The 23,233-nt window shown below is 71.3% G+C and carries 24 protein-coding genes; 16 read left to right on the top strand and 8 right to left on the bottom strand.

Going from position 1 to position 23,233, the window contains the following annotated elements; all coding sequences use genetic code 11:
- The first annotated feature begins 62 nt into the window (after positions 1-62).
- The 3 genes from QLQ12_RS18020 (at position 63) to QLQ12_RS18010 (ending at position 1,729) form a co-directional block, all read left to right on the top strand.
- Positions 63-626 (top strand): TetR/AcrR family transcriptional regulator, encoded by a 564-nt coding sequence (locus QLQ12_RS18020; protein WP_407651506.1) that lies wholly within the window; start codon positions 63-65, stop codon positions 624-626.
- 120 nt (positions 627-746) lie between these two features.
- Positions 747-1,115: an Atu4866 domain-containing protein gene (locus QLQ12_RS18015; protein WP_282761325.1), complete on the top strand. Its 369-nt coding sequence runs from the start codon at positions 747-749 to the stop codon at positions 1,113-1,115.
- A 50-nt stretch (positions 1,116-1,165) separates the two neighbouring features.
- Positions 1,166-1,729 carry a hypothetical protein gene (locus QLQ12_RS18010; RefSeq protein WP_282761324.1) on the top strand — a complete coding sequence of 188 codons (564 nt, stop codon included), beginning with the start codon at positions 1,166-1,168 and terminating at the stop codon, positions 1,727-1,729.
- Positions 1,730-1,733: 4 nt separating this feature from the next.
- Here the strand turns inward: QLQ12_RS18010 and QLQ12_RS18005 are convergent, their stop codons facing one another.
- Positions 1,734-2,204 carry a cysteine dioxygenase gene (locus QLQ12_RS18005; protein ID WP_282761323.1) on the bottom strand — a complete coding sequence of 157 codons (471 nt, stop codon included), beginning with the start codon at positions 2,202-2,204 and terminating at the stop codon, positions 1,734-1,736.
- Between the two features lie 379 nt (positions 2,205-2,583).
- Here QLQ12_RS18005 and QLQ12_RS18000 point away from each other — a divergent pair, with 379 nt between their 5' ends.
- The 4 genes from QLQ12_RS18000 to QLQ12_RS17985 all read left to right on the top strand — a co-directional run bounded on the left by QLQ12_RS18000 (position 2,584) and on the right by QLQ12_RS17985 (position 6,220).
- On the top strand, positions 2,584-3,690 hold the full coding sequence (locus QLQ12_RS18000; protein ID WP_282761321.1) for a neprosin family prolyl endopeptidase: 1,107 nt from the start codon (positions 2,584-2,586) through the stop codon (positions 3,688-3,690).
- 160 nt (positions 3,691-3,850) lie between these two features.
- Positions 3,851-4,372, top strand: a complete 522-nt coding sequence (locus tag QLQ12_RS17995; RefSeq protein ID WP_282761320.1) for a sigma-70 family RNA polymerase sigma factor — start codon at positions 3,851-3,853, stop codon at positions 4,370-4,372.
- A gap of 64 nt (positions 4,373-4,436) precedes the next feature.
- On the top strand, positions 4,437-5,159 hold the full coding sequence (locus tag QLQ12_RS17990; protein ID WP_282761318.1) for a zf-HC2 domain-containing protein: 723 nt from the start codon (positions 4,437-4,439) through the stop codon (positions 5,157-5,159).
- Between the two features lie 41 nt (positions 5,160-5,200).
- Positions 5,201-6,220, top strand: coding sequence for a S66 family peptidase (locus QLQ12_RS17985; protein WP_282761316.1), 1,020 nt, complete (start codon positions 5,201-5,203; stop codon positions 6,218-6,220).
- 14 nt (positions 6,221-6,234) lie between these two features.
- On the opposite strand, the gene QLQ12_RS17980 is transcribed toward QLQ12_RS17985, so the two are convergent.
- Positions 6,235-6,729: a response regulator transcription factor gene (locus tag QLQ12_RS17980; RefSeq protein ID WP_282761314.1), complete on the bottom strand. Its 495-nt coding sequence runs from the start codon at positions 6,727-6,729 to the stop codon at positions 6,235-6,237.
- A gap of 100 nt (positions 6,730-6,829) precedes the next feature.
- Here QLQ12_RS17980 and QLQ12_RS17975 point away from each other — a divergent pair, with 100 nt between their 5' ends.
- Positions 6,830-7,843 (top strand): NADPH:quinone reductase, encoded by a 1,014-nt coding sequence (locus QLQ12_RS17975; protein ID WP_282761313.1) that lies wholly within the window; start codon positions 6,830-6,832, stop codon positions 7,841-7,843.
- Here the strand turns inward: QLQ12_RS17975 and QLQ12_RS17970 are convergent.
- From QLQ12_RS17970 to pseB, 6 genes are read right to left on the bottom strand one after another with little or no spacing between them, the layout of a single operon-like run.
- Positions 7,821-8,828, bottom strand: coding sequence for a PseG/SpsG family protein (locus QLQ12_RS17970; RefSeq protein ID WP_282761312.1), 1,008 nt, complete (start codon positions 8,826-8,828; stop codon positions 7,821-7,823). The two genes, QLQ12_RS17975 and QLQ12_RS17970, sit on opposite strands and share 23 nt — an antisense overlap.
- Positions 8,828-9,553: a glycosyltransferase family protein gene (locus QLQ12_RS17965; RefSeq protein WP_282761311.1), complete on the bottom strand. Its 726-nt coding sequence runs from the start codon at positions 9,551-9,553 to the stop codon at positions 8,828-8,830. The genes QLQ12_RS17970 and QLQ12_RS17965 overlap by 1 nt, the downstream gene beginning before the upstream one ends.
- Entirely contained in the window at positions 9,550-11,037 is a 1,488-nt protein-coding gene (locus tag QLQ12_RS17960) for a methyltransferase domain-containing protein (protein WP_282761310.1), read from the bottom strand. The genes QLQ12_RS17965 and QLQ12_RS17960 overlap by 4 nt, the downstream gene beginning before the upstream one ends.
- Entirely contained in the window at positions 11,034-11,849 is an 816-nt protein-coding gene (locus tag QLQ12_RS17955) for a hypothetical protein (protein ID WP_282761309.1), read from the bottom strand. Before QLQ12_RS17955 ends, QLQ12_RS17960 begins: the two co-directional genes overlap by 4 nt.
- A gap of 3 nt (positions 11,850-11,852) precedes the next feature.
- Positions 11,853-12,977 carry a DegT/DnrJ/EryC1/StrS family aminotransferase gene (locus QLQ12_RS17950; RefSeq protein WP_282761307.1) on the bottom strand — a complete coding sequence of 375 codons (1,125 nt, stop codon included), beginning with the start codon at positions 12,975-12,977 and terminating at the stop codon, positions 11,853-11,855.
- Complete coding sequence (gene pseB / locus QLQ12_RS17945) at positions 12,977-13,999, bottom strand: UDP-N-acetylglucosamine 4,6-dehydratase (inverting) (protein WP_282761533.1); 1,023 nt, start codon at positions 13,997-13,999, stop codon at positions 12,977-12,979. The genes QLQ12_RS17950 and pseB overlap by 1 nt, the downstream gene beginning before the upstream one ends.
- Positions 14,000-14,139: 140 nt before the next feature.
- Here pseB and QLQ12_RS17940 point away from each other — a divergent pair, with 140 nt between their 5' ends.
- The 8 genes from QLQ12_RS17940 to QLQ12_RS17905 all read left to right on the top strand — a co-directional run bounded on the left by QLQ12_RS17940 (position 14,140) and on the right by QLQ12_RS17905 (position 23,225).
- A complete protein-coding gene (locus QLQ12_RS17940; RefSeq protein WP_282761306.1) occupies positions 14,140-14,382 on the top strand; it encodes an acyl carrier protein in 243 nt (80 codons plus the stop codon).
- Positions 14,379-15,110: an SDR family NAD(P)-dependent oxidoreductase gene (locus QLQ12_RS17935; RefSeq protein ID WP_282761304.1), complete on the top strand. Its 732-nt coding sequence runs from the start codon at positions 14,379-14,381 to the stop codon at positions 15,108-15,110. Before QLQ12_RS17940 ends, QLQ12_RS17935 begins: the two co-directional genes overlap by 4 nt.
- A complete protein-coding gene (locus tag QLQ12_RS17930) occupies positions 15,107-16,333 on the top strand; it encodes an AMP-binding protein (protein ID WP_282761302.1) in 1,227 nt (408 codons plus the stop codon). Before QLQ12_RS17935 ends, QLQ12_RS17930 begins: the two co-directional genes overlap by 4 nt.
- Positions 16,330-17,364, top strand: coding sequence for a LuxE/PaaK family acyltransferase (locus tag QLQ12_RS17925; protein WP_282761301.1), 1,035 nt, complete (start codon positions 16,330-16,332; stop codon positions 17,362-17,364). The genes QLQ12_RS17930 and QLQ12_RS17925 overlap by 4 nt, the downstream gene beginning before the upstream one ends.
- Complete coding sequence (locus QLQ12_RS17920; protein ID WP_282761300.1) at positions 17,361-18,554, top strand: acyl-CoA reductase; 1,194 nt, start codon at positions 17,361-17,363, stop codon at positions 18,552-18,554. The genes QLQ12_RS17925 and QLQ12_RS17920 overlap by 4 nt, the downstream gene beginning before the upstream one ends.
- Positions 18,554-19,543, top strand: coding sequence for a glycosyltransferase family 2 protein (locus QLQ12_RS17915; protein ID WP_282761298.1), 990 nt, complete (start codon positions 18,554-18,556; stop codon positions 19,541-19,543). Before QLQ12_RS17920 ends, QLQ12_RS17915 begins: the two co-directional genes overlap by 1 nt.
- A complete protein-coding gene (locus QLQ12_RS17910) occupies positions 19,540-21,849 on the top strand; it encodes a hypothetical protein (RefSeq protein WP_282761297.1) in 2,310 nt (769 codons plus the stop codon). The genes QLQ12_RS17915 and QLQ12_RS17910 overlap by 4 nt, the downstream gene beginning before the upstream one ends.
- Before the next feature lie 71 nt (positions 21,850-21,920).
- The gene (locus QLQ12_RS17905; protein ID WP_282761295.1) at positions 21,921-23,225 is read left to right on the top strand and encodes a sensor histidine kinase; all 1,305 of its coding nucleotides are present in this window, start codon (positions 21,921-21,923) and stop codon (positions 23,223-23,225) included.
- The last annotated feature ends 8 nt before the right edge of the window (positions 23,226-23,233 follow it).

Raw genomic sequence — 23,233 nt, 5'->3', positions numbered from 1 at the left:
TTACGTCGTAGCGTTATAGTGACCGGGTGGCGACAATCAAGCGCGCACCAGCCGGAGCGGCGGTGCTCCGAGGCGACATCACCGTCGCTATCCGCAATGCGGTCATGACCGAGCTGGCGGAAGTGGGTTATGGCAGGTTGTCCATCGAAGCGGTGGCGCGTCGAGCCGGGGTCGGCAAGACCGCGATCTATCGTAGATGGAGCAACAAACTCGAGATGGTAATGGAGATAATCTCCGATGTCGCGGAACGCAAAGTTCCACTTCCCGACACCGGAAGTTTCTCAGGTGATCTGGCTCTCCTGCTGATGATCGTCAGTACCGCGCTCCGGCACCGGATGGCGTCACAGATCATCCCGGACCTGATGGCCGAGGCCGCCCGCAACCCGCAGATCTCCGAGACGCTCCAGCGGGCCCTCCGGACCCATCAGCAGGCCGTCGGGGAGAAACTGATCGGTCAGGCGGTGGCCCGGGGCGAGCTGCCCGACGGCACCGATCCGGACGTGGCCGTCGACATGATCCTCGGCCCGCTCTACTGGCGTCTGGCCGTGGCGCGGCAGCCGATCGAGGACGACTACCTGGAGAAGTTCACCATCGCCGTCACCGCGGCGCTGAAGGCCACCGGCTGACCGTCGCACCCGTTCCGGCACCGGTTCGCTCCCGATCGCAACTCAGGAAAACCAGGAACGCGGGCCGGCCGTGCCGACCGGAGAGGCCGAATCCCTCGACCGACCCGGATCCGGAGAACCATGGCCACGCCCTGTGCAACCCACGTCGACTTCACCGTGCTCGACGCCGCCTCCGTCCTCGCCATCGCCATGGGCGGGGCGGCGGATCCGTACTCTCCGCCCGGCTCCGGCCGTCCCCGGGTGGTGACCACCACGGCCGTGGTGGGCGCCTGGCGTAGCCCGGACGGCGTGGTGAAGCTGCAACTGCGTAAGGACGGCACCTATGCCGGCGAGGTGTCCGGCCGCCGTAGGCCGGCCCGCGGCACCTACTGGATCCAGGGGGAGTCGGTCCTGCTCCGGGACGACTCCGGCCTGCACACCGACGTTCACGTGCACGACGGCGAGCTGGAGATGGCCGGGCACCGGTTGCGCCCGGCCTCCGCGGCCTAAGGCGGCGCGGGCCCATGCCGATCGGGAGGGGACACCGAACAGGGGGTTGCATGCGGCATACCAGGATCGCGTTCGCACTGGCGGCGACGTCGCTGGCGCTCGGCGGATGCGCCGCGCTCGGGCTCGGCGGCGGCACGGCCGGTGAATCGGCGGCGATGGCCGAGAAGGGGAAGTCGTGGATCGAGGTGGCCGAGGGCAAGGCGACGCCGTCCCCGGCCGCGACCACCGGCAAGCCGATCGCCACGCCCGCGGTCTCGCTCTCCGCGCCGGCGCCCGACCCGAGTTGCACGAAGATCTGGCCGCGGACCGAGCCGGTGATGATCCCGGTCGAGGTGACGCCGGGGTCCGGTTCACTCGCGGTCGAGTGGCCGGCCCAGTACGACTCGAACTACCGGATCACGGCCGTGCCCCAGGCGCTGGTCGCCGGCCCGCAGCCGGAGCCGTCGTGGCAGGAGGTGCCGGCCGGCGCCGGGTGTTCGGTGAGCACCACGATCACCGGACTCATCCCGGGCGAGGCCTACATCGTCTGGCTGGACGCGCCGAACAGCGGCCGTGAGGTGGACGGCACCCGTCATCTCTACAGCGGGCGCTCGGGCGTGGTCTACCCGGAGTAGGCGGTCACCACTGTGCGCCGGCCCGCTCCACGGCGCGGACCCGCAGGCCGGCCGGGCCGAGGTGGTACTTGGTCATGGTGGTCAGAGCCGGGCCGTAGACGTGCACGCTGATCGCGGGCCGGGCCGAGCGGTTCTCGATGCGGTGGATGTGGTGGCTGCCGAACCGGCGGCCCGCGCCTTCGCCCAGCTCCCGCGAGACGATCCGGGCCGTCCCGTCGCCGGCCGACACGGTGTCCTCGACCAGGGCGCCGCCGTGCACGAAGAAGGCGCCGGCCGAACCGCCGTGGTCGTGGATCTCGGTGGCCTGTCCGGGTAGCCAGGTGAGCAGCCAGACCTCGTGGTCGTCGGCCACCGCGAGCCGGTGGTACCAGCGCTCGACCGGATCGAACCGGAGCGCGACGGCCCACTCGTCGGCGGCGGCCGAGAATCGCCGGGCGATCGCGAGATGGTCGAGTCGTACGCCGGTGGCGGTCACGGTGCCCCTCCTCAGTTAGATATATATAACCTATAGACCTGATAGGTTTTATCACAAGATCCCCGCAGGTGGGTGGCGAATCCGTGATGCGGCGTCCGGCTGGAAAGAGGCTTGGCGAACTTTGCCTCTTTCGAGACCTGACGCGAAACTCCGTTGCGCGGTCGTTCCGGCACGCTGCGTCGAGCAGGGGGGCCGAAGTGTCACCAGATCGGCCTACCCCGATCGGCCGTTTCGGCGAAATATGCTGCTCAGGCGGTCCCTGCCGAATCGAGAAGGCTATATGGTGACCAGCGCCGCCGAGTACCGGTTGCCGAAGGCCGCCCGAGTGGACGCCTCCGATGTTTCGGCTCTGATGCCCTGACACACCGAGGACGGACACGTGCTGAAATCACGCCGCGGACTGCTCGCCGCGGGCATCACCGCCGCGGTCATCGGCTCCATCGGAATCGTATCGACCCTCCACGCGGGTGCGGAGCAGATCCCGGTGAGCCCGGCTCCGGCGCCGGCCGCGGTCTCCGCCGGCGCTCCCCAGGCGGGCGCGGCCTCACGTGCCGCCACCGGCGCGGAGGCGGCGCCGGAGCTGACTCCGCCGTCCACACTGCCGTGGGGCCAGCGCCCCGAGGAGATCAGGACCGGGCGGGACGGCGCGAGCAGCCGCGCGCTCAAGGCCGCCGGCCTGGACGCGGCCGCGCCCGACACGAGCGGCCGGGAGGCCGACGAGGAGTACGCGCCGAAGGGCCGCTCCTCGCGCGGCACCTTCCTCAAGTCGGAGAAGACCACGGTCGTCCCGCCGGAACCCCCGGGCGTGACGCCGACCGCCGCCGCCTCGGACAAGCCGACCGTCCACTTCCTCTACAACGTCGGCTCGCAGGCCGCGGTCTCCGAGGGCGCCTACGCCAACCTCACCATCAGCAAGCCGACGCTGGACAGGCCCGATTACCACACGCTCGCCGAACTGGCCGTGCAGTCGGCCGACGGTGCCCAGATCGTCGAGGTGGGCTGGAACGTGGACCGGGTCGTCAACGGCGACGACGACCCGCACCTGTTCGTCTTCCACTGGGCCGACCGCAAGTCGACCTGCTACAACGGCTGCGGCTTCGTCCAGTTCAGCGAGAACATCCGCCCCGGTGACACGCTGCCGCAGGACGCCACGAAGCGGTTCGGCCTGCAGTACTTCAACAAGGCCTGGTGGGTCGCCTACGACACCGAGTGGGTCGGCTACTTCCCGGCGGAGCTGTGGACCGTCGACTTCTCCAAGACCGGCATGGTCCAGGTCTTCGGCGAGGTGGCCGCGGCCTCCGAGAAGCCGTGCACCCAGATGGGCAACGGCCGGCGCGGCGACGACAACACCTCGGCGCGGATCGGCAGCCTGGCCTTCGTGAACGGACCCCCGGCGGACATGTTCGTGCGGAGCACCAGCGACGTCTACACGGCGGTGAAGCTGAGCGCCCGGACGTTCCGCTACGGCGGCCCGGGAGCTTGCTGAACCCGATCTTCAGCGTCCGATGCCCGGTCCTCGCCGAGGACCGGGCATCGACGTCTGCTGTAAATCTTCGGTCGCTTTTCCGGGCCGCGTTTGAACCGGTCCACGTGCCACGATGTACATCCGGGTGGCCGGGCCGAACCCGAGGGGAGAGCTGGCGCCGATGAAGCGACGGGTGAACCCCGACGAGCAACTGATGACCGCGCTCTATACCGAACACTATGCAGTCCTGATCAACTTCGTCTCGCGGTATGTGTCGGACCGGCACAAGGCGGAGGACATGGTCCAGGAGACTCTGCTGCGAGCCTGGAAGCACATCGACCACCTCGACCCGGAACCGGGACGAACCAGGTCGTACCTGCTCACCATCGCGCGCAACGTGGTGACCAACGCCTGGCGTGCCGAACAGCGCAGGCCACGCCTGGTCGCCGATGAACACGCGGTCAACTCGGTGCCGTCGGCAGACAATGTCGATCAGATGGTGGAAGGCTGGCTGGTGGCGGAGGCGCTGGAACGGCTCTCGCCGGAACACCGGGCGGTCATCCAGGCGATGTATTACGAGGGGCAGAGCGTGGCGGACGCGGCGCGGAAACTGTCGGTGCCGGAGGGCACGGTGAAATCGCGCGCCTACTACGCCGTACGCGCTTTGCGTACCGTCTTCGAGGAGATGGGGATGCTGCGATGAGCGAGGTCATGATCAGGCCCAGCGCGGTGACTCACGGCGGCCCGTGGCGGAGCGGAGGGGCGTCATGAGCGATGTCGACGAGCACGGCTCCCTGCACCGGCTGCTGGGTGGCTATCTCCTGGGCGGGCTCGACGAGGCCGACACCGAACGGCTCGACGAGCACCTGCACGACTGCGCCGAGTGCCGGGCCGAACTCGACCGGCTCTCACCCGTACCGGAGATGCTGCAGCGCATGCCGGACGCGCGGCATCTCGGTGGCGGGGCGGCGCTCGCGGTCAGTCCGGCCGCCAGGCCTAGTTCGCAGAACATCGAGACGCTGCTGAGCCGGATGCGGGCCGAACAGCACAAGGAGACCAGGGTGAGCCGGGTGCGGTGGCTCGTCGCCGCGTCGGTGACGCTGATCGCGGCCGCCGGGGTCGCCTACGGCATCATGACCAACACCGGCACGCAGAACGATCCGTCGGTCCAGGCGATCCCCAGCGTGCAGTTGATCAACGCGCAGTTCCAGCCGGCGCCGGGCAGCGGGCTGACCGGTGAGGCGAAACTGACCCCGAAGGCGTGGGGTGTGGAGATCTCGCTGGACGTGAACCGGATCAGCGGCAACGGGCCGTTCCTCTGCCTGGTGCGCAGCCGCACCGGCGCCACCCAGCAGGCCGCGGCGTGGAGTGACACCCCGACCGGTGAGGCCAAGCTGACCGGGGCCAGTTCCACCAAGGCGACCGACGTTAGCGCGATCATGATCACCGACCGGGACGGCAAGGTGCTCGGCACCGCGAACGTGGTCTGACGGGACGAAACCCGGTTGCCGGGGTGAGTTGAATGAGGGACATGAAACTCAGCCCCGGTGACCGCGTCGCGGTCGTCTCGCCGTCGTTCGCCGCGCCGGCCCTCTTTCCCGCCGTGCACGAGCTGGCGATGAGCCGGCTGCGCGAGGAGTTCGGCCTGGAACCGGTGGAGTACCCGACCACGCGGCGGGCCTCCACACCGCAGGAGCGGGCCGCCGATCTGATGGCGGCCTATGCGGACCCGTCGATCCGCGCGGTGCTGGCCACCATCGGCGGCGACGACCAGATCACCGTGTTGCCGCACCTCGATCCGGCGGTGTTCCGCGCCGACCCCAAGCCGTTGTTCGGCTACTCCGACAACACGAACCTGCTGAACTGGCTCTGGTTCCACGGCGTTCCCGGCTATCACGGCGGGTCGACCATGGTGCACCTGGGCCGCGGCGCCGGCGTGGACCCGGAACACCGTGCCTCACTGCGGGCGGCCCTCTTCGAGAAGACCGATCTGGAGATCCGGCCGGTCAGCGAGTTCTGCGAGGAGGAGATGGACTGGGCGGACCCGCGCGCGCTGACCGAGTCGCCGCCGTCGGTGCCCAGCCCGGGATGGTTCTGGCACCAGGCCGACCGGGTGGTGAGCGCCCCGGCCTGGGGCGGCAACCTGGAGATCCTGCACTGGAACCTGGCCGCCGGGCGCTGGATCCACCCGGCCGAGCGGTACGCCGGCTCGGTGCTCCTCCTGGAGACCTCCGAGGAGATGCCGCCCGCCGAGGAGGTGTTCCGCATGCTGCGCAACGCCGGGGAGCGCGGCCTGCTGCGGCAGTTCCCGGCCGTGTTGGTGGCGACCGCCAAGGCCAGCGTGTTCACCGCCCCGCGGCCGCCGGCGGATCGCGACGGATATCGCGAGGAGCAGCGGGCCGCCGTGCTGAAGGCGCTGGCGGTCTACAACCCGGAGGCCATGGTCGTCTTCGGGGTGGATTTCGGGCACACCTCACCGCAGTGGATCCTGCCGTACGGCGGCCGGATCACCGTCGACGGTCCGGCCCGGCGGATCATCGCCCACTACTGATCAGGCGCGGTCGATCAGGCGATGTTCAGGTAGCGAACCGGCTGCTGTTGCTGCCGCGGCGGCCGCCGGTCGTCGAGCAGCGCGTGCCGGGTGGCGAGCATCGCCGCCCGGGCCGCCGCCGCCGAGCGAGCCGCGGCGCTCGGCCGGGTCCGCAGCAGCGCCTCCAGCCGGGACGTGAGCTCAGCCCGGCTGAACGGCTTGGCCAGGAAGTCGTCGGCTCCGGCGTGCAGCGCGGTCATGATCTGGTGGCGGTGCACATCGGCGCTGATCACCATGACCGGCAGCAGTTCGGTCTCCGGCGAGCTGCGGATCCGGCGGCACAGTTCGATGCCCGAGATGCCCGGCATCCGCACGTCGATCAGGGCGGCGTCGATGCCGCCCCCGGCCAGGAGCGCCAGCGCCGCGGTGGCGTCGGCGGCGGTCACCACGTCGTACCCGAGCCGGTGCAGTGCGAACGTCAGCAATTCACGGTGGTCGACCTCGTCGTCGGCTATCAACACGGTGGGCACGGGAACCTCCCCGGTCTCGGCAACCTGCCGCACTCCTCTTCGGCAACCCGGAGACTCCGCTGAGTCACCAACCGTGCTGAGCGCGAAATAGGGTGGGGGCATGCGCGCTGCCGTTTTCAACGAGCCGGGTCCCGCTTCCGTACTGAAGATCGTCGACCGCGAGCTGCCGCTGACCGGGACCGGGGAGGTGCGCGTGCGGATCGTGCTCTCCGCGGTGAACCCCACCGACACCGGCACCAGGGCGGGCCGTGGCGTCCCGGACGGGGTCGCCTTGCCGCGGGTGCCGAACCAGGACGGCGCCGGAGTGGTCGACGCGCTCGGCGAGGGAGTGCGCGACCTGGAAGCCGGTGACCGGGTCTGGGTGTGGGACGCCGGGTACGGCCGGGTGAACGGCACCGCCCAGGAGTACGTGGTGCTGCCCCGCCACCAGGTCGTGCGGATGAACGACGACATCGGATTCGAGGTCGGCGCCGCCCTGGGCATTCCCGCGCTGACCGCGCACCGATGCCTGACCGTCGCCGCCACCGGCCCGGCCCGGCTGCGACCGGGCGCGCTGGCGGGGCGGACCGTGCTGGTCGCCGGAGGCGCGGGCGCGGTCGGCAACGCCGCGATCCAGCTCGCGAAATGGGCCGGCGCGACCGTGCTGACCACGGTCAGCTCGAAGGAGAAGGCCGCTCTGGCGCTCGCCGCCGGCGCCGACGCGGTGATCGACTACCGGGAGGAGGACGTCGTCAGCCGGGTGCGTGAGATCAGCCCCGACGGCCCGGACCTGGTCGTCGAGGTGAACACGGCCAACCTCGACCTCGATCTCGATGTGATCGCCTCCGGCGGCAACATCGCGATCTACGTCGGCGGAGAATTCCGCGTGCCGAGTTTCAAGGCGATGCGCAAGAACGTCAGCCTCGACTTCGTGCTGACCTACACCACCCTGCCGGCCGAGAAGGCGAACGCGGTCGCGGCTGTCGCCGAGGCGGTGAACGCGGGCGCTCTCCGGGTCGGTGAGGAGGCCGGGCTGCCGATCCTCCGCTTCCCGTTGGACCGGATCGCCGAGGCGCACGAGGCCGTCGAGAACCACGCCGTCGGCAAGGTGGTCATCGCGGTGACCGCACCCTGACCAGGGCGTCTGCCACTCTTTCCACCCCCCGGCCGTCCACCGCCGCCCATCCGCGGACCGCGAGCCCGGTGCGTTCGGCCGGGTGGAGCAGCAGCCGGCGCACCGTGGTGACGGCGTCGTCGCCGAACTCCCCGAGACGGCCCAGGCCGGCGGCGTAACCGCGTGCGACGGTCCGTTCGTACCCCCGGATCTGATTGTCGACGACCCAGACCAGCGCGGCCGCCCGGCCCAGACAGAGCAACTCCCAGGTCGAGGTTCCGCTGGCGCTGACCACCAGGTCGGCGTCGGCGAGGAGCTCCGGCAGGCGGTCGGTCGGATCGATGATCTCGAACCGCTGGCCCTCGCCGGCGGGCACGGCGAGCAACTCGGCGCGCAGGCTCGCGTCGGCGGCGACCACGGTCGCGTCGAAAGGCGCCGCGGCGTCGATCAGCAGCCGCGCCACCCGCGGCGCGGCACGGTAGGCGTCGGTTCCGCCGAAGAACGCCACCACCTTGGGGGTACGGGCATTCGAGTGCACCGGCGCCGCAAGAGGCCGCAACCGCCGCACCGACGAACGCAGCAGCGCGTAGTCGAGACCGGCCAGCCGGACGTCCCCGGCGTCGAGCGTGGCATCGAGGTTCTGGTCGACGTAGATGTCGGCGTCCTGGCCGCGCGGATCACCGTCCACGATGGCCAGCACGGTCCGGCCGGTCGCCCGTACCGCCTTGCTGTGCGAGGGCGGCAGCGTGTACGAGTCCACCACCAGGGCGTCCAGTCCCAGCCGCTCGACGGCCGCGACCAGGCCCACCTCGTCGTAGGGCGCCGGATGCCAGGGCAGTCCACGCTGTTCCAGTTGCGCCTGCGCCCAGGCGACGCCGCCCAGGTCGCTGAGGAAATGCACGCCGGCGCCGCGTGCGGTCAGTTCTTCGGCCAGCGCCACGCACCTGACCAGATGCCCGACCCCGGTCCGCACTCCCGCGTCGCACCGGATTCCGATACTCGTCACTACGCCTGCTCCAGTTCCTTCTGCACGATGTGGGTGTTCAGCGAGGCCAGCTCGGGGCGGTCGGCGAGCCAGTCGGCGAGGGTCCGGACCGCCACCGGCGCGTCACCGAAGTGGTCCACGATCGCCTCGATCAGCCGCCAGTCGTCCTCGGTGTCCAGGGTGAGCCGCAGGTAGGAGAGGTCCGGCTGCACGGTCAAGCCGATCACATCGAAATCCGTCGCATGCGTGTAGACGTACGACGTCACGTGGGTGCGGTGGTGGTCGTACGCCAGCGTGTCGATCTCCTTGAGCACCGCCGCCCGGACCACCTCGACGTCCAGGCCGCGCGGCAGCGTCCGGGCGATCGACGTGGTCAGGTAGTCGACGCCGGCGGCCTGGAACACCCGGTGGGCGCGGGCGACCAGCCGCGGGTCGAGCAGCGGGCAGTCCGCGGTGAACCGCAGCACGGTGTCGGCCGACCGGGTCTCCAGCACCCCGAGGAACCGGGTCAGAACGTCGTCGACCGGCCCGCGGTGACACGCCACCCCGATCGCCGCGCACTCGGCGACCACCGCGTCGTCGGCCGGCTCGACGGTGGTCGCGACGACGAGGTCGTCGAGGACGCCGCTCTCCCGGGCGGCACGGACCACCCGGTCGAGGACGGTCCGCCCGCCGAGGCGGCGCAGCACCTTGCCGGGCAGCCGGGTGGAGCCCATCCGGGCCTGAATGATGCCGAGCGTCGTCATGACCGTCCCTTGGTGATGCGATTGCGGGCCGCCCGGGCGAGGACGAGTCCCGCCTTCGCGGCGCGATAACCGAGGCTGCCGCTGAACGCGGCGATCTGTGTCTTGGCGCGGCCCAGTTCGGCCTCGCGTTTCTCCAGCTCGACCTCGAAGAACCCGGCGCGAGCCTCCGCGTCGGCGAGTCGCCGGCGCAGCGCTTCGAGCTGTCCTTCCTGCTCACGGCGGCTGTGCCGGTCAGGAGGGCCGATCAGGCCGGGTGCGTCGGTCAGCCCGGACGCCCCGGCGAGCACGGCGATGAGCCGGGTCACGTCGGTGACCCCCGGCCACGGATGGTGGTAGCCGCCGGTGATCAGTGTGTGCGCGAGCCGGGCCAGCGCGTCCGGCAGCTCCGGAACGGCCGGATCCAGTACGGCGTACCGGTCGCCGTCCACCAGCACGTTGCCGGCGGCCACCATCGGCAACTCGGACATCCAACCGGTGAGCAGCCGGCGCAGCTCCGGCAGGTCGTGCCGGAGCGCCGCGCTGAGCAGCCGCTCCTCCAGTAGCCGGCCGGCCGGCAGCGGGCCGGGTGACTCGGCCGGGCCGTGCGCCGCCCGGCGCAGCCAGGAACCGTCGGAGGCGCCCACGATCTCGGTGATGGCGCCGGACGGGCCGGCGACCAGCGCGGGCGCGAACGGGACGGCCTGGCCGGGACGGGGGGCGCGCTGGGCGACGGCCAGCCAGGCGGGGGCCAGCTCGGCGCCGATGCCACGACGCACGGCCGCGGCGGCCAGCCGCCGGGGATCACTGAGGACAGGCCTTCCCTGGTACGCCGTAGCGGCCGCCGCCGCGGCCAGGGCGGCCAGCGCGTCCAGGGGCCCGTACCGCAAGGTCTCCGGCGTGACCAGCAGGGACGCGCTCGAGGGCAGCGGCCACGCGGCGGCCAGCCCGGCGACCGGCAGGCCCTCGGCGCCGAGCGCGGCGGCCAGCCGGTCCGGCCGGCCCGGTGCGGAGCCGAACTCCCCGAGCGGGTGCCAGGCGTCCGCGGCCCGGTCGGCGGTCGGCGTGCCGGGATCGACCAGCCGGTGCACGCCCAACTCGTTCTCGACGGTGAGCAGCAGCGTGCCGCCGGGGCGCAGGGCCCGTTTGAGGACACGGACCGATGCGGTCCAGTCGAGCGGCGACTCCTCCGGGGAACAGAGCCGGCCGGTGCCGTCGAGGGCGATCACGGCGTCGTACCGGTCGGTGTCGGTGAGCTGGGAGAGGGTCCCGCAGAGCACCGTCACGCCGTCGACCCGGATCTTCTCGGCGTCGGGCTGGGAGCGGACCAGGCAGGTCACCTCGCGGTGCCTGGCCAGCGCCTCGACCAGCCCGGTGTCGTGCGGGCCGGCGACCAGCACCCGGATGCCGGTGGGCAGGCGGCCGGTCAGGTGCCGGTAGAGATCGCCGCCGGCGGGGAGCCGTTCCTCGGCGTACTCCGGCATCTCGCCGCCGATCATCCTGATCATGTGGTGACCCATCCCAGGATCGCGCGCAGCTCGGCCGGGGCGGCCAGATGGCCGTCGCCCAGCTCGGCCAGGACGGTGGCCCGGGCCTTCTCCGGGTCGGGGGCGGCGCCGTGCAGTTCCGGCCACTCCCGGCGGATCCGGTCGGCCGTCGGGGTGTGCTCCCGGTCCAGGTACATCGGGTCGCCGTACACCGCCGGGTCGCAACCGGCCGCGGTGCCGTAGAGGATCGCGGTGCTCAGCCTGTTCGACGCCACCCGGCGGTGCCGGCGCAGTTCGGCGAGCTGGTGGTGCAGGAATCGGTGGTCGGTGCGCATGCGCATGTAACCGCGGTATCCATGGCAGATCACCCGCCCCGCGCGCTCGTAGAGGGCCCGGATCCGGCTGTCCTGGAACTCGTTCCAATAGAGACAGAACGTCACCGGGCCCGGCTCGGTCGCGGTGATCTCGTCGATCAGCCGGTGATGGTCGCCGCTGACCTTCTGCCCCTCCCAGCCGTGGAACGGGTACCAGATGGTGCCCTCGCGCGACCCGTCCGCGACCGCCTCGTCCGGTGTGGACCGCAGCAGGTAGAGGAACGGGGAACCGATCACCGTGGCCAGCGGGCGGCCCATCGACCAGGCTCGCCGGCGGGTGCGTTGCGACCACACGAAGATCGGGCGGCCGGGCGCGTACGGCGTGCCCGCCCCCAGCCCGTCCACCACGTTCCACCCGTGCTGCAGATAGCCGTCGATCCGTGGCGGCGCGTCCGGATCCAGCCCGCAGTAACCGGCGAGGACGTGGGCGTGGCCGTAGAAGTGGTTGCCGTGGTGCACCCGCTAGCTCCCGAGAACGCCGCGCAGCGCCTCGACGACGCGGTCCTGGTCGCTGTCGGTGAGGTCGGCGAAGAGGGGAAGGGACAGTTCCTCGGCGTAGAACGACTCGGCGACCGGGCACATGCCCCGCCGGTAGCCGAGGTCTTCGAACACCGGGTGCCAGTACACCGGGATGTAGTTGACCTGCACCCCGATCCCGGCGGCACGCAGCCGGTCGTACACCTCGCGACGGCGGCCGTCGAGGACGCGTACCGGATAGAGGTGGCGGACCGGGTCCACGTCGTCGCGCCGCGCCGGCAGGCGCAGGCCGGGGACGTCGGCGAGCAGTTCGTCGTAGCGTGCCGTGAGGTGCGCGCGGCGCGCCTTGAACTCTCCGAGCCGGCGCAACTGGGCGCTGCCCAGCGCGCAGAGCACGTCCGGAAGCCGGTAGTTGAGGCCGAACTCGTGCACCTCCTGGTGCCAGCCGCCCTCGTCCGGGTGGCGCAGCCTCGCCGGGTCCCGGACCAGCCCGACGGTCCGGAAGGTGCGCAGCCGCTCGAGGAGTTCGGGCCGGATCGAGGCGACCGCCCCGCCCTCGCCGGTGGTGAGGTTCTTGGTCGGGAAGAACGAGAACGTGGTGAGGTCGGCGAGCGTGCCGACCGGCCGTTCCCGGTATGTCGAACCGATCGAGTGGGCCGCGTCGCCGAGGAGGTACGCCCCGGCCGAGTCGGTGATTTTGCGCAGCCCGTCGTAGTCGGCGGGCACCCCCGCGTAGTCGACCGCCGCGATCACCCTGGTGCGGCCGGTCACCGCGGCCTCGACGGCCACCGGGTCGAGGTTCGCGGTGTCCTCCTCGACGTCGGCGAAGACCACGGTCGCGCCGAGCATGGCAGCGCCCGAGGCGGTGGCCACGAAGGTCATCGGGGTGGTCACCACCTCGTCACCCGGCCCGACACCGGCGGCCGCGTAAGCGGCGTGCAGCGCGGTGGTCCCGTTGGTGACGGTCACACAGGGCGCCCCCGCGACCCGCTCCAGCGACGCCTCGAACTCCGCGACCCGCGGGCCGGTGGTCAGCCAGTCACTGCCCAGCGCCGCGACGACCGCCGCCACGTCGGAGTCGTCGATGGACTGTCGTCCGTAGGGCAGCATCAGTCCTCCGAGAGCAGGTCGCGCATCTCGTCGACCGAGAGCCACAGGTCGTTGTTGTCCGAGCGGTAGTTGAAGCCGTCGGAGACGTCCTCGCCACCGGCCGGGGTCTCGTAACCCCAGCTCGCCACCACCGGCTGGACCACGTAACGGTCCTTGAAGCGCAGCGTGCGGCGGCTGTCGTCGGCGGCGATCATCTCCTCGTGCAGCTTCTCGCCGGGGCGCATGCCGACCTCGTGGGTGGGCGCGCCGGGGGCGACCGCCTCGACCAGGTCCATGATCCGCATGCTCGGGATCCGCGGGACGTAGAGCTCGCCGCCCTGCATCACGTCGAACGAGTCGACGACGAACTGGACCGCCTGCTCCAGGGTGATCCAGAAGCGGGTCATCCGCTTGTCGGTGATCGGCAGGCTCTTGCCCTCGTCGGCGAGCTTGCGGAAGAACGGGACCACCGAGCCGCGGCTGCCCATCACGTTGCCGTAGCGGACCACGGCCAGGCGGGTCGGGTGGGTGGCGGCGTAGTGGTTGCCGGCGATCACGATCTTGTCGGCCGCCAGCTTGGTCGCGCCGTACAGGTTGATCGGGCTGGACGCCTTGTCCGTGGAGAGCGCGACGACCTTCTTGACCTCGGCGTTGATGGCCGCGTCGATCACGTTCTGGGTGCCGTTGATGTTCGTCGCGACGAACTCCGACGGGTTGTACTCCGCGGTGTCGACCTGCTTGAGAGCGGCCGCGTGCACCACGTGATCGATGCCGTGCATCGCCCGGGCGAGACGCTTCTCGTCGCGGATGTCACCGATGAAGAAGCGCAGGCGCGGGTCGCCACCGAACATCTGGCGGACCTCGTACTGCTTCAGCTCGTCACGCGAGAACACGACGACGCGAGCCGGGTCGAGGTGGGTCAGCGCGTACTGCAGGAAGGCCTTGCCGAATGAACCGGTGGAGCCGGTGACAAGGATCGAGGAGCCGGCGAGTTCAGACACGTTATTTCTCCGGGGGTTCAGCGGGGTACGAGGCGGAAGCATAACCAGCCGGAACCGCATTTCCAGGAGCGCGTGAGAATGCCAAATTCAGTTCATTCCCAGTTCAGCCGGGATTGGTCGTGGCGACCGTGAAGCTGCGGGATCGTAGGTCTCCTCTGAACACCCCACCCTGGAGTAAAACCGTGACTGAGCTGCAGAGACTACGCGAGGCGTTCCGTTCCGCGCTCGATCTTCCGGCGGACGAGCCCGTGGATGAACTGCGCTACCAGGACAATGAGAAGTGGGACTCACTGGCTCACATGTCATTGGTCGCGGCCGTCGAAGATGAATTCTCGGTAATGATTGACACCGACGATGTCATCAATATGTCCAGCTTTGCCGAGGCAGTGCGAATCCTCGGTAAATACGGGGTGGACGTCAAGTGAGCGTCGCCCTGGTCACCGGGGCGTCGCGGGGCATCGGCCGGGCCACCGCGCGTCGCCTCGCCGGGCAGGGGCACGATCTGGTCCTGCACGGCCACGGCGCCGAGGGTGTCGCCGAGGCGGCGGCAGCGCTGTCCGGCGAGTTCGGTGTCACGGTGCTGCACGCGGCCGGCGACATCGCCGACCCGGCGACCAGCAAGGCCCTGACTCGGCTCGCCTTCGACACCTTCAAGCGGCTGGACGCCCTGGTGGTGAACGCCGGCACGCACGCGGCCGGGATGCTCGGCATGACCCCCGACGCCACGATCGAGCGGCTCTTCGCGGTGAACGCGGCCGGCGCCGCACACACCCTCCAGAACGCCGTCCGGCTGCTGGCCCGCGGACAGAACCCGTCGGTCGTGCTGACCGCCTCGGTCACCGGCGCCCACGGCGTCGCGGGTCAGGCCGTCTACGCCGCCTCCAAGGCCGCCGTGATCGGTTTGACCAGGTCCGCGGCCAAGGAACTCGGGCCGAAGGGCATCCGGGTCAACGCGGTCGCGCCCGGCTTCATCACCACCGACATGCTGGACACCCTGGACGCGACCGGCCGCGCCGAGCGGATCGCGGACACCCCGCTCGGCCGGCTCGGCACCGCCGACGAGGTCGCCGACGTCATCGCCTTCCTCCTCTCCGACCAGGCCCGCTTCGTCACCGGCCAGGTGATCGGGGTCGACGGGGGACTGACACCGTGAACCTGCTGCACCCGTCCGCGAAGGTCGTCGACGCGGCCACCGGCGAGACCCTCACACCGGCGCTGATCGACGCAGCCGCCGCCTCGCTGAAGGACCAGCCGCTGGTCTTCCTGCCGATGCCGGCGACCGTGCCCGCGGTGGCCCGCTATCTCGCGGCGCTGCGGCTGGAGAAGCCGGTCGTCCTGCTCGACCCGGACACCGACCACACCGGACTGATCGCGCGGTACACCACCGGCGAGGTGCACCCCGACCTGGCGCTGCTGCTCACCACCAGCGGATCCACCGGCGACCCGAAGCTCGTGCGGCTCTCCCGGGCGGCGGTGCTGGCCAATGCCGGGCAGGTCGCGGAGAGCCTCGGCATCACCGGCGACGACGTCGCGATCACCACGCTGCCGCTGTTCTACTCGTACGGGCTGTCGGTGTTGCACTCGCACCTGCTGCGCGGAGCGACCGTGGTACTGGAACGCACCGGGCTCATGCGGAAGGACTTCTGGGACGCGGTCGGCGCGCACCGGGTCACCTCGATGGCGTTCGTGCCGTACCAGTACGAGATGCTGCGGCGGCTGCGCTTCGATCCGGCGAAACACCCGTCCGTGCGTACGATCACGCAGGCCGGCGGCCGTCTGCGGACCGACCTGGTCACCGACTTCGCCGGGCGGATGGACGCCGTCGGCGGCCGGATGTTCGTGATGTACGGCCAGACCGAGGCCGCGCCCCGGATGGCGTGCCTGCCCTCCGCGCTGCTGGACCGCAAGCTCGGCTCGGTCGGTCAGGCGATGCCGGGTGGCGCCTTCACCGTCTCCGACGACGGCGAGGTCGTCTATCACGGGCCCAACGTCATGATGGGGTACGCCGAAACAGCCGCCGACCTGGCTCGCGGCGACGATCTGGGTGGTGTCCTGCGCACCGGTGACCTGGGCCGGCTCGACGAGGAGGGTTTCCTCTTCATCACCGGCCGGATGAAACGGATGGGCAAGGTGTTCGGCGTCCGGATCAACCTGGACGACGTGGAGCGGCAGTTTCCGGTCGCGGCCGTGGCCGGCGACGACAGACTGCACGTCTTCGCCGAGGACCTGTCCGCCGACGAGGCCCGCGCGCTGCGCACCAAGATCGCCGACTGGCTCGGCACCCACGTCACCGGGGTGGACGTGCGCACGATCGAGGCGCTGCCCCTGCTGGCCAACGGCAAGACCGACTACCGCGCCCTGGAGGCGTCGCTGTGAGTGTCTTCACCCTGTCGCAGGCTTCCAAGGAAGAGCAGCTGGTCAAGGAGCTGTCGGCGCTGACCGAGCACCACCGGGCACGGTGTGAGCCGTACGATCGCATCCTGTCGGCCTCCGGTTTCACCTCGGCGTCGAGCATCGCCGACCTGCCCTGGCTGCCGGTCCGGCTGTTCAAGACGCTGGAGCTGAAGTGCATCCCGGACGACGAGGTGTTCAAGGTCCTCACGTCCAGCGGCACCACCGGCGACGTCAGCCGGATCCACCTGGACAAGGCCGCCGCGGCCGAACAGCAGCGGCGTCTCGCCGCCACCGTGCAGACCGTGCTCGGCTCCAAGCGGCTGCCGATGCTGCTGGTCGACACGAAGGCGATGCTCAAGGACCGCCGTTCGTTCAGCGCCCGCGGCGCCGGCGTGCTCGGCATGTCGACCTTCGGGCGCGACCACGTCTGGGCGCTCGACCACGACGGCGAGGTCGATCTCGGGGCGATCCGCGGTTTCCTCGACAAGCACGGCGACCAGCCGTTCCTGATCTTCGGGTTCACCTTCCTGGTCTGGCTGCACCTCTACGAGGTCGCGCTCGCGCACGGGCTGGACCTGAGCAACGGCATCCTGATCCACTCCGGCGGCTGGAAGAAGCTGATCGACCAGGCCGTCTCACCGGAGGAGTTCCGTGACCGGCTGAGGCGGGTCGGGCTCACCCGGGTGCACAACTACTACGGCATGGTCGAGCAGATCGGAACGATCTTTCTTGAAGGCCCGAACGGTGGCTCGCTGTACTGCCCGGACTTCGCGGACGTCGTGGTTCGTGATCCGGAGACCTGGGCCGAGCTCCCGCCCGGCGAACCGGGACTTCTGGAGGTCGTGAGCACGCTGCCCACCTCGTACCCCGGCCACGTGCTGCTCACCGAGGATCTCGGCGTGGTGCACGGGATCGACGACGGCGACTGGCCCGGCAAGCGGTTCTCGGTGCTCGGCCGGCTGCCGCGCGCCGAGGCCCGGGGCTGTTCGGACACGTACCGGGGTGCCGCATGAGGTTTCGATTCGGGGTCGAGGGCGACCTCACCACGCCCTCCGGCGACCGGCTCGCCGTCGGTGACCCGAGGGTCGTCGAGTTCCTCTCGGGCCTGGCCCGGAGACTGCTCGCCCCGGCGGTCGCCCGGCGGCACCCGGAGCTCGGCTCCCTCGGTTACTTCCTGCGGCCGGCGGAGCTGAAACGGTCGGTGGACCGGATGACCCAGCGGCAGGACGCCCTGGTCTTCCCCCGCGGCAACGTGTTCCATCTGCCGCCCGCCAATGTGGACACGATCTTCGTCTACTCGTGGGCGATCTCGGCGCTGGCCGGCAACCACAACGTGGTGCGCATCTCGTCCCGTTCCGCGGGCGCGGCCGAGGTGATCCTGGAGGCGCTGCGGGAGACCCCGGCCGATCCGGTGATCGCGCGGACCCAGCGGATGGTCACCTACGGCTACGACGACACCGTCACCGCGGCCCTCAGCAAGTGGTGTGACCTGCGGGTCATCTGGGGCGGCGACACGGCGGTGGACACCATCCGCAAGCTCCCGCTGCGGCCGTCCGCCCGGGACCTCACCTTCCCGGACCGCACGTCCTGGGCGGTGCTGTCGGTGCCCGGCTGGCGGGCCGCCGACCCGGCCGCCCGCAGAGCCGCCGTCGTCGGGTTCGCCAACGACGCCTACTGGTTCGACCAGGCCGCCTGTTCCTCGCCGCGGACCGTGTTCCTGGTCGGGGGCCGCGGAACCGAGGCTGCCGAGCTGCGGGCGGAGTTCCTGCAGCTGCTGCTCGACGTAGTCGACCGGCGCGGCTGGACCGTGGACCCGGCGATGGCGGTGGAGAAGAGGGTCAACGCGTACGAGCTGGCCGCCACCGGCGCGGCGACGGCCCTCGACTTCCCCGACAACCGGGTGACCGCGGTGACCCTGGCCGGCGCCGAGCGGGCGCCACGCCGCTGGATCGGCGCGGGCGCGTTCCCGTTCGCCGAGGTGGACTCGCTGCTCGGCCTGGCCCCGGCGATGAACCGGCAGGACCAGACGGTCAGCCACTTCGGATTCACCCCGGCCGAGCTCGGCGCCTTCGCCGTCGAGCTGGGCGGCCGTGGCGTGGACCGCATCGTTCCGTTCGGCTCGGCGCTCACCTTCGGCGCGATCTGGGACGGGTACGACCTGCCCGGCGAGTTCACCCGCCTGACCACGCTGAAGGTGACCTGATGTCCGGCGTTCCGGAGCTCTCCGTCGTCATCCCGATGTACAACGAGGAGGCGGTGCTCCCGGCCCTCGTCGCGCGGTTGCGCCCGGCGCTCGACGCGCTCGGCGTGTCGTACGAGGTCGTCGCGGTCGACGACGGCAGTGCCGACGGCACGGCGAGCCTCGTCGACGATCTGCGGATCGAGTGGCCGCACTTGCGGTTGATCCGGCTCCGGCGCAACAGCGGCCACCAGGCGGCCCTCACCGCCGGGCTGCACCGGTCCCGCGGCGGCTGGGTGGTCAGCATCGACGCCGACCTCCAGGACCCGCCGGAGAGCATCGGCGACATGCTGCGCCTGGCCCGCGAGAAGAACCTCGACGTGGTGTACGGCGTACGCGGCGACCGCGCCACCGACACCCCGTTCAAACGGAACACCGCCGGGTTGTACTACCGGCTCATGCGCCGCATCGTCGGCCCCGACCTGCCCTCGCAGGCCGGTGACTTCCGCCTGGTCAGCCGCTCGGTGGTGGACGTGCTGCGCCGGATGCCGGAGCGGGTGCCGGTCTACCGGCTGCTGATCCCGTCGCTCGGCTTCTCCTCGGGTTCGGTCAGCTACACCCGGGAGCGCCGTGCCGCCGGCGAGACGAAGTACCCGCTGCGCAAGATGGTCGCCCTGGCCTGGGACAGCACCGCCGACTTCACCGCCGCCCCGCTGCGGCTGGCCACCTGGCTCGGCATGGCGGCCTTCACCGCGTCCCTGGTCGCGATGGTCTTCGGCCTGGTGGTGTGGGCCAACGGCACGGTGATCCCGGGCTGGACCTCGCTGTTCCTGGCGGTGCTGCTGTTCGCGGCGGTGCAGCTGATCTGTCTCGGTCTGCTCGGCGAGTACGTGGCCCGGATCTACCGCACCCTGCAGAACCGCCCGGCGTTCCACATCGGATCGGACTCCGCCGACACGTCTGCGGCGGCCTCTGCCGTTCCCGCGCAGCGCACCCCGGCGACCATGCCGTGACCGCCGTGCTGAGCCCGCCGGACGCGGATCGGGCTCCGGTCGGCCCTCGGTCCGGTGGCCGCTCGTGCTGGCGCCTGCTGCCGTGGATCTTCCCGGCGCTCGCCGCCGCCGGGGTCCTGCACGGGACGGGCACCCCGGACCGGCAGATCGCGATCTACGGCCTCTACTTCCTGTTCGCCGTGGTGCTGCCGGGCACCCTGGTCCTCCGTGCGCTCTACGGCAGCCGGGGCAACTGGCCGGAGGATCTGGGACTGGGCGCGGCCACCGGCCTGCTCGTCATGGTGGCCGGCTGGGCGCTGGCCGCGGCCACCGGGCTGCAGGCGCTGCTGCCCGCATGGCCGGCCCTGATCCTCGTGCTCTTCCTGGCGGTGCCGAAACTCCGGCGGTGTGTGCGGATCGCCGACCCCACCCCGCTGCCCCTGGCCTGGTCGTGGTCGGTGGCCGCGGTGCTGGTGATGATCGCGGTGTGGGGCGTGACGGTGTTCGAGAACACCCCGCTGCCGCCCGCCACCGGGGTCATCTACCAGGACCTCTACTACCACCTGGCGCTCGTGCACGAGATGACCCGCTCGATGCCGTTCCAGGTGCCCCAGCTCGCCGGGGACGAGCTGCGATACCACTACCTCTCCGACGCCGACATGGCCGCGGCCAGCATGATCACCGACATTCCGGCGGCCACCGTGCTGCTACGGCTCTGGGTGCTGCCGATGGCCGCCACCGCGGCGGTCGTCTTCGCGGCTGTCGGGCGCGCGGCGAGCGGGAGCTGGCAGGCCGGTGCGCTGGCCGCCGCCCTCGGCTTCGTCGGCCACGCCCTCACCCTGGGCAGCCCCACCGCGCCGGCGATCAGCGGGCTGCCGGTGTCGCTGGTCAGCCCGTCGCAGACGTACGCCATGCCGCTGATCGGTCTCTTCACCCTGATAGCGCTGGAAGCCCTGCGCGGGCGTCCGTTGCGCTGGGCCTGGGCGATGACGCCGGTCCTGGCCCTGGTCTGCGCCGGCGCCAAGTCGAGCGTGCTGCCGCCGCTGGCCGCCGGCATCGGCCTGGCCGGGCTGGTGCTGTTCCGGCAGCGCCGCCGGATCCCGTGGGTCGCGGTGGGCCTGCTCGGGAGCATCGTCCTCGGGATCCTGCTGGGCTTCCGGCTCTTCGCCGGAGGCGGGGCCGGCACGCTGGCCGTGCAACCGCTCCAGGTGCTGCGCTGGGTGACGCCCTACAACAAGACGCTCGGCGCGGGAGACGGCCTGGGCCTGGACGGTCTCCTGCTGCCGGGCATGGTGACCGCGGGCGTGGCCGGCTGGGCGTTCGTCGCCGGGCTGGTGGGCTGGTGGGTGCTGATGCAGGCGCCGCGCCTGATCGGCCTGGTCCTGCCGCCGCGCTCCCCGCAGAGCCCGGCCGGCGCCGATCCGGCACGCTGGCTTCTCGGCGGCGTCGTCGTCGCCGGTACGGGTGGGCTGTGGCTGTTCGCGCATCCGTCGCTGAGCCAGGGCTACTTCTATTTCGGTGTGATGCCGGCGGCCGGGGTGCTGACCGCCTGGGCGCTCGCCGACCGCGTCCGGAACTGGCGGATCCCGCTGGCCGCGGCGGCGGCCGGCGCGGCCTGGCAGGTTCTCGGCCCGGAGATCGGCCCGCCGGCCCGCCACACCATGGCCGGCTGGGCGTGGTCGCTGGCCGCTCCGGTGCTCCTGACGGCCGCGGTGGTCGCGGTGGCGGTGCTGGCCGGGGTGCTCGCGCGGCGGTCCCGGGCGGTCCGGGCGCTCCCCGTGCTGCTGATCGCCGCGGTCGCCGGAGGTGCCCTGGGGAACGGGGCGTACCTGCTGTTCGGCCGGGCGGTCACCGTACCGCCCGCGGCGGTGAAGATGTCCCCCTCGGTCGTCACCGCAGGGGAGATGCGTGCCGCGCTGTGGCTGGAGGACAACGCGGGGGCGGACGACGTGATCGCCACCAACGTGCACTGCGTGCCGATCGACGCCGCCGACAGGTGCAACGCCCGGGCGTTCTGGGTGGCCGGGCTCGGCGGGCGCCGGACCCTCGTCGAGAGCTGGGGATACGCCGATCAGGCGGTGGCCGCGCACGGGACCGGCGGGCTGAGCTACACCTATCAGCCGGCGCCGTACCCGGAGGTCTTCGCCCTCAACGAGCGGGTCTTCCGGGAGGCCGGTTTGGTGGACGTCGCCCGGCTGCGGGACGAGCACGGCGTCCGGTGGCTCCTCGCCGACACCCGCGCCGGACCTGTGGCGCCGGGCCTGGCCCGGGTGGCCGACGTCCGCTTCACCGGCGACACGGCCACCGTCTACGAATTACGAGGGTAGGGATAACCCGACCTTCGGGTGGGCGGCCTGCGGGATCGCGAGGGTGGGCGCCGATGCCTAGTTTCATGGGTATGACGACGACATACGCCGAGGCCGGGCCCACCCGCAGCCCGGCCCGGCGCCACCTGCGCCAGCTGGGCATCGATACGCAGTACGTGTTCTTCGGTTTCCCGCTGGGGCTGGTGACCCTGGTCGTCGCCCTCACCGGGTTCGCGGTGGGCATCGGCACCGCGATCATCTGGGTCGGCCTGCCGATCCTGGTCGGCACGCTGATGCTGTCCCGCGGCTTCGCCGTGGTGGAGCGGGCCCGGATCGGGCCGGTGCTGGGCCGCAAGGTGCCGCACCCGGTCTACCGGACGGCCGAGGCGCAAGGGCTGGTCCGCCGGACCTTCATCTCGCTGGCCGACGGGCAGGCCTGGCTCGACATGGTGCACGGCATGTTCCGCTTCATCCCGAGCACTCTGGCGTTCTGCTTCGTCCTCACCTGGTGGGCCGGGACCCTGGCCGGTCTCACCTACCCCCTCTACGACTGGGCGATACCGAACCCGCCGGACAACACCGGGCTGCACGAGCTGCTCGGCTACGAGGACACCGTCTTCGTGCGGATGCTCTTCAACGTCAGCATCGGCCTGTTCTTCGCTGTCACCCTCTTCCCGGTGGTCCGGGCCGCGGCGCTGGCCGAGGCGTACTTCGCCCACGGCATGCTGAACGGCGTCCACGAGTTGCGGCAGCAGGTGACCGCGGCGGAGGAGGCCCGTGACGTGGCCCGGAGCCAGAAGGCGGCGGCCGTGTCCGCCGAGGCGGTGGCGCTGCGCAAGCTGGAACGTGACATCCACGACGGTCCGCAGCAGCGGCTGGTCCGGCTCGCCATGGACCTGGGCCGGGCCGAGCAGCAGTTCAACGACGACCCGGAGCGGGCTCGGGTGATCGTGGCCGAGGCCCTCTCACAGACCCGGGAGACCCTCGACGAACTGCGCGCCCTGTCCCGCGGCATCGCCCCGCCGATCCTGGTGGACCGGGGACTGCGAGCGGCGCTGACCGCGCTGGCCGGCCGCTGCACGGTCCCGGTCGATCTGGACGCGCCGCCGCTGGACCGGCTGGAACCGGCCGTCGAGTCGACCGCCTACTTCGTGGTGGCCGAGGCGCTCACCAACGTGGCCAAGCACAGCCACGCCAGCGAGGTGCAGGTCAGCGTGCAGCGGATCGCCACCGGCCTGATCGTCACGGTCGCCGATGACGGGGTGGGCGGCGCGAGCCTGGCCAAGGGCCACGGCCTCGCCGGGCTGGACGACCGGGTGCGAGCCGCCGGCGGGGTGCTCTCGGTGGACAGCCCGGACGGCGCGGGAACGCGGCTCACGGCAGCACTGCCCATCTAGGGAACAAG

This window comes from Actinoplanes sandaracinus, assembly GCF_030009775.1.
In the GTDB taxonomy this organism is placed as follows: domain Bacteria; phylum Actinomycetota; class Actinomycetes; order Mycobacteriales; family Micromonosporaceae; genus Actinoplanes; species Actinoplanes sandaracinus.
Note: the sequence above shows the minus strand (reverse complement) of the source record. Positions and strands in the feature narration are given on the sequence as shown.